This window comes from Gilliamella sp. wkB292 (assembly GCF_001690235.1).
Lineage (GTDB): Bacteria > Pseudomonadota > Gammaproteobacteria > Enterobacterales > Orbaceae > Gilliamella > Gilliamella apicola_F.
The window spans coordinates 1-12,672 of the sequence record NZ_LZGO01000037.1 but is presented as its reverse complement, the minus strand read 5'-3'; the positions used below and the strand labels follow the sequence as shown (position 1 = coordinate 12,672).

At 34.1% G+C, this 12,672-nt stretch carries 13 protein-coding genes, 1 other RNA gene, 1 pseudogene and 1 other annotated feature; of the genes and pseudogenes, 14 read left to right on the top strand and 1 reads right to left on the bottom strand.

Features of this window, described 5'->3' with window-relative positions; all coding sequences use genetic code 11:
- Position 1: 1 nt before the first annotated feature.
- Positions 2-694, top strand: coding sequence for a DNA repair protein RecO (gene recO, locus A9G09_RS03935; protein ID WP_065633611.1), 693 nt, complete (start codon positions 2-4; stop codon positions 692-694).
- A gap of 62 nt (positions 695-756) precedes the next feature.
- Here recO and A9G09_RS03930 read toward each other — a convergent pair whose 3' ends face one another.
- Complete coding sequence (locus A9G09_RS03930; RefSeq protein WP_065633630.1) at positions 757-1,212, bottom strand: YaiI/YqxD family protein; 456 nt, start codon at positions 1,210-1,212, stop codon at positions 757-759.
- A 265-nt stretch (positions 1,213-1,477) separates the two neighbouring features.
- Between A9G09_RS03930 and thrS the strand changes: the two genes are divergently transcribed.
- The 13 genes and pseudogenes from thrS to A9G09_RS03865 all read left to right on the top strand — a co-directional run.
- Complete coding sequence (gene thrS / locus A9G09_RS03925; RefSeq protein WP_065633610.1) at positions 1,478-3,403, top strand: threonine--tRNA ligase; 1,926 nt, start codon at positions 1,478-1,480, stop codon at positions 3,401-3,403.
- Between the two features lie 27 nt (positions 3,404-3,430).
- Positions 3,431-3,970: a translation initiation factor IF-3 gene (infC, locus tag A9G09_RS03920; RefSeq protein WP_065633609.1), complete on the top strand. Its 540-nt coding sequence runs from the start codon at positions 3,431-3,433 to the stop codon at positions 3,968-3,970.
- 84 nt (positions 3,971-4,054) lie between these two features.
- Positions 4,055-4,252, top strand: coding sequence for a 50S ribosomal protein L35 (gene rpmI / locus A9G09_RS03915; RefSeq protein WP_065557738.1), 198 nt, complete (start codon positions 4,055-4,057; stop codon positions 4,250-4,252).
- 30 nt (positions 4,253-4,282) lie between these two features.
- The gene (gene rplT, locus A9G09_RS03910; RefSeq protein WP_024496189.1) at positions 4,283-4,636 is read left to right on the top strand and encodes a 50S ribosomal protein L20; all 354 of its coding nucleotides are present in this window, start codon (positions 4,283-4,285) and stop codon (positions 4,634-4,636) included.
- Between the two features lie 74 nt (positions 4,637-4,710).
- Positions 4,711-4,824, top strand: a sequence feature (Phe leader region).
- Positions 4,825-4,851: 27 nt separating this feature from the next.
- Positions 4,852-5,835 carry a phenylalanine--tRNA ligase subunit alpha gene (gene pheS, locus A9G09_RS03905; protein WP_065633608.1) on the top strand — a complete coding sequence of 328 codons (984 nt, stop codon included), beginning with the start codon at positions 4,852-4,854 and terminating at the stop codon, positions 5,833-5,835.
- Positions 5,836-5,851: 16 nt separating this feature from the next.
- On the top strand, positions 5,852-8,239 hold the full coding sequence (pheT, locus tag A9G09_RS03900) for a phenylalanine--tRNA ligase subunit beta (protein ID WP_065633607.1): 2,388 nt from the start codon (positions 5,852-5,854) through the stop codon (positions 8,237-8,239).
- Positions 8,240-8,244: 5 nt separating this feature from the next.
- The gene (locus A9G09_RS03895) at positions 8,245-8,544 is read left to right on the top strand and encodes an integration host factor subunit alpha (protein WP_065633606.1); all 300 of its coding nucleotides are present in this window, start codon (positions 8,245-8,247) and stop codon (positions 8,542-8,544) included.
- Between the two features lie 132 nt (positions 8,545-8,676).
- An RNA gene (gene ffs / locus A9G09_RS03890) (signal recognition particle sRNA small type) lies at positions 8,677-8,772 on the top strand.
- 105 nt (positions 8,773-8,877) lie between these two features.
- Entirely contained in the window at positions 8,878-10,014 is a 1,137-nt protein-coding gene (locus tag A9G09_RS03885) for a polysaccharide biosynthesis/export family protein (protein ID WP_065633605.1), read from the top strand.
- Positions 10,015-10,040: 26 nt separating this feature from the next.
- Complete coding sequence (locus tag A9G09_RS03880; RefSeq protein ID WP_065633604.1) at positions 10,041-10,943, top strand: hypothetical protein; 903 nt, start codon at positions 10,041-10,043, stop codon at positions 10,941-10,943.
- Between the two features lie 2 nt (positions 10,944-10,945).
- Entirely contained in the window at positions 10,946-11,749 is an 804-nt protein-coding gene (locus A9G09_RS03875; RefSeq protein WP_141671521.1) for an ABC transporter permease, read from the top strand.
- Entirely contained in the window at positions 11,746-12,405 is a 660-nt protein-coding gene (locus tag A9G09_RS03870) for an ABC transporter ATP-binding protein (RefSeq protein WP_065633602.1), read from the top strand. The genes A9G09_RS03875 and A9G09_RS03870 overlap by 4 nt, the downstream gene beginning before the upstream one ends.
- Before the next feature lie 19 nt (positions 12,406-12,424).
- A pseudogene (locus A9G09_RS03865) lies at positions 12,425-12,672 on the top strand (capsular polysaccharide biosynthesis protein); the annotation flags it as partial.

Below are 12,672 nucleotides of genomic sequence, written 5' to 3'. Positions count from 1 at the left end.
AATGGAAAATTGGCAAAGAGCATTTATACTTCATACCAGAACTTACAGTGAAAGTAGTCTATTAGCTGATTTATTTGTTGAAAATAAAGGTAAAATAACTATTTTAGCTAAAGGTGCCAGACGAAAAAAATCAGCGTTAAAGGGAATTTTACAACCCTTTACTCCATTAATTGTTCAATATTCTGGTCAGGGTGAAATAAAAACATTACGTCAGGTTGAAGCGATATCTTTGACGTTACCATTGGTTTCAATTCACTTATATAGCGCTTTTTATTTAAACGAGTTACTACATCGAGTGCTGGTTGCCGAAACTGAAATGCCTACACTTTTTGATGACTATTTACAAAGCTTACAGCAACTGGCACAGCAAGTGCCTGCTGAAAATGTGTTACGTAGTTTTGAATTATCCTTATTAGAAAATTTAGGTTATCACGTTGATTTTTTTCATTGCAGTGCAACCGGTGATGATATTGTTGAAACAATGCATTATCAATATCAATCAGAAAAAGGTTTTATTAGTAGCTTGCTGCAAAATAGCACTAGTTTTAGTGGTGAACAGGTGTTAGCTTTTGGCAAACGTCAGTTTAATAATGAAGATACGCTTAAAGCGGCCAAACGTTTTACCAGAATTGCATTGAAACCCTACATAGGCGCAAAACCATTTAAAAGTAGAGAATTATTCTTAAAAATATAAAGTTATGACGTTATAAAAGATAAATATTTTAAGTTATAGATAGAATTCTCTTATCAAAATGATTAATTTTTTCTAGTTAGTCTATTAACTAAAATATCAAGTTGATTGGCGAATTTTTCGCGGTCCTTACTTGAAAATGGAGCGGGTCCTTTAGTTTGTATTCCACTTGCTCGCATTGTTTCCATAAAATCTCTCATCACTAGCCGCTCTTTAATTGTTTCTAGAGTATAAACTTCACCTCGAGGTGTAAGAACAAAAGCGCCTTTATTTAATACCTCCGATGCTAATGGTATATCTGAGGTAATGACCAAATCATTTAATTCAACAAGTTCAACAATTTTGTTATCTGCTTTATCAAAACCATTTTCAACAAGTAATCGAGAAATAAAAGGTGAAGGTGGAATATTTAACCATTGATTAGCAACTAAATAAATTTTGATTGATTTGCGAATAGCAATTCGATATAAAATTTCTTTAATTGGGTTAGGGCAGGCATCAGCATCAATCCAAATGTTCATAATAGCAATTAACAAACCATTCAACTTAGACAACTATCAATCATAAATCGTTTAACAGTTTTAAGATGCAAATTTCGGTTAAAAATTTCATGTTAATTATACGATTCAGTGTATTGAAAGATATTTATTATTTATATTCATAAGGTCACTATTTCTATTTGAAATCCTTATCATAAATGATAGTATACGCGATCTATTATTTTAGATGCAATATTTACACACATGTGCGCTTTCGTGTGGCGCACCACTGTTATAAGGATTTATTATGCCAATTATTACTCTTCCAGACGGAAGTCAACGTCAGTTTGATAAACCAGTTACTGTTTTAGAAGTCGCTCAAAGTATTGGTGCAGGACTTGCCAAAGCATGTATTGCAGGTCGTGTTAATGGACAACGTAAAGATGCTTGTGACCTCATTGATCAAGATGCAACATTAGCAATCATTACCGCAAAAGATGAAGATGGACTTGAAATTATTCGCCATTCTTGTGCACATTTATTAGGTCACGCCATTAAACAATTATGGCCGGATACGAAAATGGCTATTGGGCCGACAATTGACAATGGTTTTTATTATGATGTTGATTTAGATCACTCTTTAACTCAAGAAGATCTTGATGCGCTTGAAAAACGTATGCATGAATTGGCTAAAAAAGATTATGAGGTTATAAAAGAAGTCGTTAGTTGGGAAAGAGCCAGAGAAGTCTTTTGGGAACGTCATGAACCTTATAAAATCGCGATTTTAGATGAAAACATACCGAAAGATTCAACGCCAGCGCTTTATCATCATGAAGAGTATATCGACATGTGTCGTGGCCCGCATGTACCAAATATGCGTTTTTGTCATCATTTTAAATTACAAAAAGTTGCTGGTGCTTATTGGCGCGGCAATAGTGATAATAAAATGTTACAACGCATTTATGGAACTGCTTGGGCTGACAAAAAGCAATTAGATAGTTATCTACAATTTTTAGAAGAAGCGGCCAAACGCGATCATCGTAAAATCGGTAAACAGCTTGACCTTTATCATATGCAAGAAGAAGCTCCAGGCATGGTGTTTTGGCATAATGATGGCTGGATTATTTTCCGTGAACTTGAAGTGTTTGTTCGTACTAAACTTAAAGAGTATGACTATCAAGAAGTAAAAGGTCCATTTATGATGGATCGTGTGTTATGGGAAAAAACTGGTCACTGGGGTAACTATAAAGAGTTAATGTTTGTGACTTCATCTGAAAATCGTGAATATTGTATTAAACCAATGAACTGTCCTGGGCATGTGCAAATTTTTAACCAAGGTTTGAAATCTTATCGTGATTTACCTTTACGTATGGCAGAGTTTGGTAGTTGTCATCGTAATGAACCTTCTGGTTCTTTGCATGGGTTGATGCGTGTACGTGGTTTTACTCAAGATGATGCGCATATTTTCTGTACTGAAAACCAAATTCGAGGTGAAGTAAACAGCTGTATTAAAATGGTTTATGACACTTACAGCACTTTTGGCTTTACTGATATTACGGTCAAATTATCAACACGACCTGAAAAACGAATTGGTAAAGATGAAACTTGGGATTTAGCTGAAAAAGATTTAGCCGAGTGTCTAACTGAAAATGGTATTGAATTTGAATATTTACCAGGTGAAGGGGCATTTTATGGTCCTAAAATTGAATTTACATTACATGACTGTTTAGGTAGAGCATGGCAGTGTGGTACAGTTCAACTTGACTTTATGTTACCTGAACGTTTAGATGCAACTTATGTTGGTGAAGATAATGAACGCCATACACCGGTTATGATTCATAGGGCTATTTTAGGCTCTATGGAGCGTTTTATGGGTATCTTGACAGAAAACTGTGCAGGATTCTTCCCGACATGGCTTGCACCACTACAAGTTGCTGTCATCAATATTACCGATAATCAAGCTGAATATGCAAAACAATTAACCGAGCAACTACAAAAAGTTGGTATTAGAGCAAAAGCAGACTTGAGAAATGAGAAAATAGGGTTTAAAATCCGCGAGCATACTCTAAAACGTGTTCCTTATATGTTTGTTTGTGGAGACAAAGAAATGGAATCAGGAACAATTTCAGTTCGAACTCGTCAAGGTAAAGATCTTGGTAGCTTTGAAGTGAAACATGTTATAGAATTGTTGCTTAGCGAAATTCATAGTCGTTCATTAGAACAAATGAATTAATGATAAATTAATTTGGAGGAATGAGATATTAAAGTCAGTAAACGAATTCAGTCAACACGCGCGCATAAAATCAATGATGAAATTACTGCTCGCGAGGTGAGGTTAACCGGCGTCGATGGTGAACAGCTCGGTATAGTTAGCTTAGATGAAGCTTTAAAGCAAGCTGAAGAAGCAACTCTAGATTTAGTTGAAATAAGCCCTAATGCAGAGCCACCTGTTTGTCGAATTATGGATTATGGCAAGTTCCTCTATGAAAAGAGTAAAGCAACAAAAGAGCAGAAGAAGAAGCAAAAGGTTGTTCAGGTTAAGGAAATTAAATTCCGACCTGGTACAGACGAAGGCGACTATCAGGTAAAACTCCGCAGCCTGATGCGCTTTCTAGAAGATGGCGATAAAGCTAAAGTAACGCTACGTTTTCGTGGTCGAGAAATGGCTCACCAACAGTTAGGAACTGAAATGCTTGATCGCATTAAAGAAGACTTAGCTGATTTGGCAATCATCGAATCTTATCCAACTAAGATAGAAGGTCGTCAAATGATTATGGTGCTTGCGCCGAAGAAGAAATAATGGTTCATCAAGTTAATTTTTAATTTTGTTAAACGTTACACCATTATTTTGTGTTATTAACAATGCGAAGTAGGAATTAATAAAATGCCTAAAATTAAAACTGTAAAAGGCGCAGCAAAGCGCTTTAAAAAAACAGCTTCTGGTGGCTTTAAGCATAAGCAAGCTAACAAAAGTCATATCTTAACTAAAAAATCAACTAAACGTAAACGTCATTTACGTGGTTTGACAACAGTGTCAAAAGGTGATTTAGGTTTAGTTGTAGCGTGTGTTCCATACGCTTAATTTTGGTTAACTATTTAGAGGATATGATTTATGGCTCGTGTTAAACGTGGTGTTATTGCTCGTGCACGTCACAAGAAAATTTTAAAACAAGCAAAAGGTTATTATGGAGCTCGTTCACGTGTTTATCGTGTTGCTTTCCAAGCGGTAATCAAAGCTGGACAATATGCTTATCGTGACCGTCGTCAACGTAAACGTCAATTCCGTCAATTATGGATTGTACGTATCAACGCGGCAGCTCGTCAATGTGGTCTTTCTTATAGCCGTTTCATCAATGGTTTAAAGAAAGCATCAATTGAAATCGATCGTAAGATCCTTGCAGATATTGCTGTATTTGATAAAAATGCATTCGCTGCATTAGTTGAAAAAGCAAAAGCTGCATTATAATAGCTTTATAAGAGCCGAGTTATCTCGGCTTTTATTATTTTAAATATAGATGATTTATTTTAAAAAAGTGGATTAATGATGAATTTAGTTATTTTTCGTTTGTTTTTTAGCTTCAATAGCAATATTGGTTCGTGAGGCAAGGAAAAAACGAAAAATAATTATAAAGCCTCAAAAGAGGCTTTTTTTATATAATGAACAATAAGCAGGAGAACTGTATGTCTCAATTAGTTGAACTGGTGAATAATGCCAAATCCGCTATTGAAGGTGCTAATGACATTAATGCGATCGAACAGATACGTGTAGAATATTTTGGTAAAAAAGGTTACTTTACCATGCAAATGGCTTCTTTACGTGATGTTCCTGCCGATGAACGTCCCGCAGTCGGTCAAAAAATCAATGATGCTAAGCAAATAGTCGTTGAATTATTAAATCAAAAACGTCAACTTTTAGAGCGTCAGGCTCTTGATGCAAAATTAGCCAATGAAACCATCGATATCTCATTACCGGGTAAAACACTTGAATTAGGTGGATTACATCCCGTCACCAAAACAATAAATCGTTTGGTTGAATTTTTTGGTGAACTAGGCTTTGTTGTTGAAACAGGGCCTGAAATTGAAGATGATTATCATAACTTTGATGCGCTTAATATCCCATCTCATCATCCTGCTCGTGCAGATCATGATACCTTTTGGTTTGATGCAAATCGTTTACTAAGAACACAAACTTCCACTGTTCAAATTAGAACAATGGAAACACAAAAACCACCCATTCGAATCATTGCTCCAGGTCGAACTTATCGCAATGACTATGATCAAACTCACACACCAATGTTCCATCAAATGGAAGGCTTATTGATTGATAAAGATATTAGCTTTACTCATTTGAAAGGGCTATTGCATGATTTTCTTCACTGCTTTTTTGAAGATGATATGGAAATTCGTTTTCGACCTGGTTACTTTCCATTTACTGAACCGTCAGCCGAAGTTGATATCAAAGCGAAAAATGGTAAATGGCTCGAAGTTCTAGGTTGTGGTATGGTCCACCCAAATGTATTGCGTAATGTCGGTATCGATCCTGATGTTTATAATGGGTTTGCTTTTGGTATGGGAATCGAAAGATTAACCATGTTACGTTACGGTGTCACTGATTTGCGTTCATTTTTTGAAAATGACTTACGTTTCTTAAAGCAATTTAATTAATTCTGGAGATCAAAACATGAAATTTAGTGAAAGTTGGCTACGTGAATGGATCAATCCAGAAATAAGTAGCGATACACTAGCCGATCAATTAACTATGGCTGGATTAGAAGTTGATGATATCGAAAAAGTCGCTGGTGATTTTTCGGGGGTTGTTGTTGGAAAAGTAGTCGAATGCAAACAGCACCCTAATGCCGATAAACTACGCGTAACAAAAGTCGATATTGGTAAATCTGAATTATTAGATATTGTCTGTGGTGCACCTAATTGCCGTCAAGGATTAATGGTTGCTTGTGCAACTGTTGGGGCTGTTTTACCAGGAGATTTCAAAATTAAATCAGCAAAACTGCGGGGTGAACCTTCAGAAGGAATGTTGTGTTCTTATTCCGAACTAGGTATTGCTGATGATCATAATGGTATTATTGAGTTACCTGAAGATGCTCCTTTAGGACAAGATATTCGAGAATATTTAAATCTTAACGATGTTATGATTGATATTAGTGTTACACCTAATCGAGCTGATTGTTTTGGTATTGTTGGTGTTGCTCGTGATATTTCAGCAGTTAACAATATACCAATGAAAGCGCTTAAAGTAGCAAACGTACCGGCGTCAATTTCCGATACCGTCTCAATTCAAATAGATGTACCAAAAGCAGCTCCTCGCTACTTAGGAAGAGTGATCAAAAACATCAATATCGAAGCAGCTACGCCATTATGGATGAAAGAAAAGTTGCGTCGTGGTGGAATTCGTTCAGTTGATGCCGTTGTAGATATTACTAATTATGTATTACTGGAACTTGGTCATCCAATGCATGCGTTTGATTTAGCTCAAATCGAAAAAGGGATTGTTGTTCGTTATGCACATAAAGATGAAAAACTCATATTATTAAATGGTAATGAAGTTAAATTAAATGATAGTACGCTTGTCATTGCTGATCAGCAAAAAGTACTCGCGATGGCAGGTATTATGGGCGGTGAAAAATCAAGTGTCACAACGTCAACCAAAGATATTTTTCTAGAATCAGCGTTCTTTACTCCATTAGCTATTACCGGTAAAGCACGTGAATATGGTTTGCATACTGAAGCTTCACATCGTTATGAGCGCGGAGTCGATCCTGCTTTACAAAATGTTGCAATGGAAAGAGCAACTCAATTAATTATTGAAATTTGTGGTGGTGAGGTAGGTCCGGTTGTTAATATTACTAACCAAGAACACTTGCCAAAACAAGCAACCATTCAATTACACCGTTCTAAAATAGATCGCATTATCGGTTATAAAATTGAAACGCAAAAAATAATTGATATTCTTGAAAGATTAGGATGTAACGTCTCATTCAAAAATGAGATTTGGACCGTTGAAGCACCGAGTTGGCGATTTGACTTACAAATAGAAGAAGATTTAGTTGAAGAAGTAGCCCGTATTTATGGCTATAACAATATTCCTAATGCGAATATGAAAATTGAATCAATTATGAAGCCGAAACCAGAAAGTCATATAGCGTTAAAACGAATTAAAGACTTATTGGTTGATCGTGGTTATCAAGAAGCCGTTACATATAGCTTTGTTGATCCAAAAATTCAAAGTCTTCTTCACCCTGAGCAAATTGCAATAACACTGCCAAACCCAATTTCAAGTGAAATGTCTGTAATGCGCTTATCGCTTTGGTCTGGATTATTAGATGCGGTGATGTACAATCAAAACCGTCAACAATCGCGTATTCGTCTTTTTGAAACTGGTTTACGTTTTGTTCCCGATCAAGGTTGTGAATTTGGCGTTCGTCAAGAACTCATGTTATCAGGCGTTGTCACCGGTAACTTATATGAAGATCATTGGGCATTGCCTAAACGAAATATCGATTTTTATGATTTAAAAGGGGACATAGAATCTATTTTGGCCCTTTTAGGTTGTAGTGAAACCGTTGAGTTTAAAAAAGCTGACATCAATGCATTACACCCAGGACAAAGTGCAGTCTTGTATCTAAATAATGAAATTATTGGTTATTTTGGCGTTTTGCATCCAGAAATCGAAAAAAAATTATCTTTAAATAGTAAATCGCTTGTTTTTGAAATAAATTTAGCTAAAATTAGCGATAAGAAGGTACCTGTTGCTCAAGACCTATCGAAGTATCCGTCAAATAAACGAGATATAGCTATTGTCGTCTCAAATACAATTCCAGCAGCAGATATTATAGCTGAGTGTAAACGTGCTGGCGGTGAGCAACTTATTAAAGTCAATTTGTTTGATGTTTATCAAGGTGATAACATTAATCAAGATCAAAAAAGCCTTGCTATCAGTTTGATTTTACAAGACAAATCACGTACACTTGAAGAAGAAGATATAACAAACATTGTAAGCAAATGTGTCACAGCCTTACAAATTCGTTTTAAAGCCCTATTAAGAGAATAATAACTATGACATTAACTAAAGCTGATATTGCAGATCGTCTTGCCGAGAAATTTAATATAGATCGCCAAGAAGCTAAAGTCCTTGTTGAACTTTTTTTTGAAGAGATTCGAGTGGCTTTAGAAAAAGGGGAACCAGTTAAATTATCCGGTTTTGGTAATTTTGCTATAAGAGATAAAAATTCACGCCCAGGTCGTAATCCAAAAACAGGGGAAAGTGTAGACATTTCAGCTCGTCGAGTTGTCACATTTAGACCGGGGATAAAATTTAGAGAACGAATTGAGAAAAATTTAGTTATCAATCACTAAATTAATCTCTTTCATCCATTAATCACATAGCCTTTCTTCAGTTGTAAAGCGGAAAGGCTATTTTCTTTTTTAATAAAGTAGTTGTATTATTTTCCCAAATAACGCATAATAACGCCTCTTCTATGGAGGCTCTATGGGTCCTCTTGCAACGTTTTTTTGCTCATCAGGTCAGGTCCGGAAGGAAGCAGCCAAAGTAAAAAGTATGTGTGTGGGATGTGGCTGATAGGGTCTCCTCCAAAGTAGTTTATAATAAAATATAATAGTAAATAGGTCTTGAATCTTAATAAAATAAAAGCCTAGAATAGAAAATATTGATGAATAAGGAAGTTTACTTTGAAAGTACCATATCTTCTTCCATTAACTATAGCAATGATTTTAAATGGTTGTTCTGTTTTACCTCATTCAGGGCCTAGCTTTTCTGCAATAAAGAATATTGATAAGCAGAATGGAAATTTAGATAAAATTTATAATCAAGTTAAGATTGTTAACCTAAATAATTTATCTCAGAATCCTAAAACAAATTTCCCAATTAATAATCCAAAATTCATCAATGAAATAAATGATAAATCAAGAAATATTGATAGTATTGGAAAAGGGGATACTTTAAAAATTTCAGTTATTGAGACACCGCCTGCAATTTTATTTACAGGAACGGGTGATACAGGTGCTCCAAAAACTGGGTTGACCGAATTGCCTGTTGTTATTGTTGACTCTCAAGGCTATATTTCCTTGCCGTTTGTAGGCGATATAAAAGCTATTAATCGAAATCCTTCACAAGTACAGAAAGAAATTGTTGAAAAATTATCTGGTATTGCTAATAGACCACAAGTGATTGTAACAGTTTTAGAAAAAAGATCATCAAGTGTTACAGTAATTGGAGATCAATTTAGTGGGAAAATGCCCATCACAGCTAAGGGTGAGCGATTACTGGATGCTGTTACTATGCTAGGTAACAATATGTACGATATTCGAGATACGTTAATACAAATAACTAGAAATAATAAAATCGATCAAATACCGTTAAGCCTAGTCTTATCTAATCCTAAATTTAATATTCATCTTCAGCAAGACGATGTGGTTACTTTAATTAATAAACCTAGTTCATTTATCTCAATGGGAGCAACCGGATCAACTAAAGAGGTACGCTTTGAAGCTATTGGTATTAATTTGTCTCAAGCTTTAGCTCGTATCGGTGGTTTACGTGATTCGCAAGCTAATGCTAAAGGTGTATTTGTTTTTAGGTATCAAGATACAATCAATACTAGTAAGAGTCAAGAACGAGTCCCAACAGTTTACCAAATTGATTTAAGTGATCCTAATTCATTATTTATTATGAATAATTTTCAAATTCAGAATAATGATATTGTTTATGTTGCATCCGCTCCAATAATCGAACTACAAAAATTCTTATATGCGATTTTTTCACCAGGGGTAGGGGTAGTTAATCAGATTAATCAAATTAGCGATTAGTATTTTTAATATACCTGCGAAAACATATGAGTTCTACTATCGTCAAAGCTAAAAAGTATTGGTTAAAACATTTAATTGTTACATTACCGACTGTATTATCAGTTATTTATTTTGGTTTAATAGCGAAGAATGTTTATACATCGGAAGCTACGTATATCATACGTTCTTCTGATACTCAATCTTCATTAGGTGGTTTAGGTAGTTTTTTTTCAAAAGTTGGAATTTCACGTTCTAATGATGATTCTTATGTAGTAATCTCATACATCAAATCCAGAGATGCATTATCTTCAATTGAAAAAGTTTTGCCTGTGCAAGATTGGTACACAAAAAAAGGGGATGTAATATCTCGTTTTAATGGATTTGATTTTGCATTCTATAATAAAAAAGAGTACTTTTATCAATACATGTGTAATATGATTAATGTTAATTTTGATACTTCTACAGGTATTGCTACAATTAGTGTTAATGCTTTTGATGCTAAAGATGCTTCTGAAATCAATGAACAATTGTTGAGAAAAGCTGAAGGTTTTGTAAACCAAATAAATTTACGAGCAAAACAAGATCTTATTACAGCATCTTTGGCTGAATTGAAAAATGCTGAATTATTGATGAAAAAAGAGGCTCAAGCATTATCTGAATTTCAGAAAAACAAAAATAAGGATGCTAATTTAGCAGAATATCAACAAATTCTAATCAATAATACTGTAGCCAAACAACAATTTGAAGCAGCAACATTGTCATTACGAAATGCGCAAGTTGAAATAACAAAAAAGCAACTTTATCTTGAACGAATCGAGCAACCGAGTCTTTCTGATGTTTCCTTTAAACCTGCCCGTATCTATAATATTTTATCAACATTTATTATTAGTTTAATGATTTATGGTATTGTTAACTTATTTGTAGCGGCTATAAAAGAGCATAAAGATTAATGATTGATTCTATATCTAAAACTTCTTTTTTACGTTCCCTTAAAATACAAATTAATATTTTGAGTGCTTTAGTTTTAAGGGAAATTATCACTCGCTATGGGCGCAATAATATTGGTTTTCTTTGGTTATTTGTTGAACCAATGTCATTTACTTTACTGATAAGTTTGATGTGGTTTTTTTTTAAAATAAATTCAGTTTCTAATCTCAATATAATTGCTTTTGTTATAACTGGTTATCCAATGGTAATGATGTGGCGTAATGCATCTTCTCGAGCAAAAAACTCAGTTAGCGCAAACCAAGCTCTATTATATCATCGAAATATAAGAATTTTAGATCTAGTTTATGCACGTGTTGCTCTTGAAATCATTGGTGCAAGCGCCGCGCAGGTATTTATTGTGATTATATTTATTTTTCTCGGATTGATAGTTATACCTTATGATCCATTTTATATGATATGTGCTTGGGGTTTGATGTGTTGGTTTTCTTTAGGATTGGGGCTTATTATTTTTGTTTTATCGTCTAAATATGAAGTTTTTGATAAGATGTGGGGAACATTAAGTTTTTTGCTTGTTCCTCTTTCTGGAGCTTTTTTTTGGGTTGATACTTTCTCTCCCGAAGTCCAAAAAGTTTTGCTTCTAATTCCTCCAATTAATGGTACAGAGATGTTTCGTGCGGGCTATTTTGGACCTTCAGTAAACACACATCAAAATGTTAATTATCTAGTCTTATGTGATATTGCTTTGCTATTTTTAGGCTTAGCAATGGTGAAAACTAATGAAGCTTATATTCTTGAGAATAACCAATGATAATCATCAAAGATGTTTGTAAAAAATATTCAACTAGAAAAGGCTATAAAACAGTACTGAATAATATTAATTTTTCCTTAAAAAAAGGAGAGAAAATAGGCATTCTAGGTCGTAATGGAGCAGGTAAATCTACACTGATTAGGCTTATCAGTGAAATTGAGAAACCAACTTCTGGAACAATAACTAGGAATATGAGTATTTCTTGGCCCCTTGCATTTTCAGGTGCATTCCAAGGTAGTTTGACAGGCATGGATAATTTAAAATTTATTTGCCGCATTTATGAATGTAATATCGAAAAAACAAAAAAATATGTTGAAGATTTTGCTGAATTAGGTGATTACTTGTTTGAACCTTTAAAAAAATACTCTTCAGGAATGAAAGCACGCCTAGCTTTTGCTTTGTCATTAGCAATTGAGTTTGACTGTTACCTAATCGATGAAGTGATTGCTGTGGGTGATTCTAGATTCACAGAAAAGTGTAAAAAAGAATTATTTGAAAATAAAAAAGATCGTGCACTTATTTTAGTTTCACATAATATGAATGCTATAAAAAACTATTGTGATAGAGCAATGGTATTAGATTCAGGTAATCTATATCAGTTTGAAACAATAGAAGAAGCATATAAATACCATAATAATCAACAGAAAATTTCTTGATAACTAAATAGAGCTTTGAATGAAAAAAGTTGTTATTTTCTCAAAAAAAATTTTATCTATAAAAAATATAAATCATTTTTTTTTCGATTTATCATTTAGTTATAAAAATAAAAAAAATGATGCTGATTTTGTTGCTGGTTGGGGGTATCGCCCAACTACTATTAAAGCTAGAGCATATGCGAAAAAAAATTCATTACCATTTATAGCTTTAGAAGATGGATTTTTACGTTCTATTGGTTTAGGACTTGAAGGATATCCTCCTTTATC

Coding starts and splice junctions, on each gene's coding strand:
- recO (WP_065633611.1), top strand. CDS start 2: ATGGAAAATTGGCAAAGAGCATTTATACTTCATACCAGAACTTACAGT.
- rplT (WP_024496189.1), top strand. CDS start 4,283: ATGGCTCGTGTTAAACGTGGTGTTATTGCTCGTGCACGTCACAAGAAA.
- rpmI (WP_065557738.1), top strand. CDS start 4,055: ATGCCTAAAATTAAAACTGTAAAAGGCGCAGCAAAGCGCTTTAAAAAA.
- A9G09_RS03930 (WP_065633630.1), bottom strand. CDS start 1,212: ATGAACATTTGGATTGATGCTGATGCCTGCCCTAACCCAATTAAAGAA.
- pheS (WP_065633608.1), top strand. CDS start 4,852: ATGTCTCAATTAGTTGAACTGGTGAATAATGCCAAATCCGCTATTGAA.
- A9G09_RS03895 (WP_065633606.1), top strand. CDS start 8,245: ATGACATTAACTAAAGCTGATATTGCAGATCGTCTTGCCGAGAAATTT.
- A9G09_RS03880 (WP_065633604.1), top strand. CDS start 10,041: ATGAGTTCTACTATCGTCAAAGCTAAAAAGTATTGGTTAAAACATTTA.
- A9G09_RS03870 (WP_065633602.1), top strand. CDS start 11,746: ATGATAATCATCAAAGATGTTTGTAAAAAATATTCAACTAGAAAAGGC.
- pheT (WP_065633607.1), top strand. CDS start 5,852: ATGAAATTTAGTGAAAGTTGGCTACGTGAATGGATCAATCCAGAAATA.
- thrS (WP_065633610.1), top strand. CDS start 1,478: ATGCCAATTATTACTCTTCCAGACGGAAGTCAACGTCAGTTTGATAAA.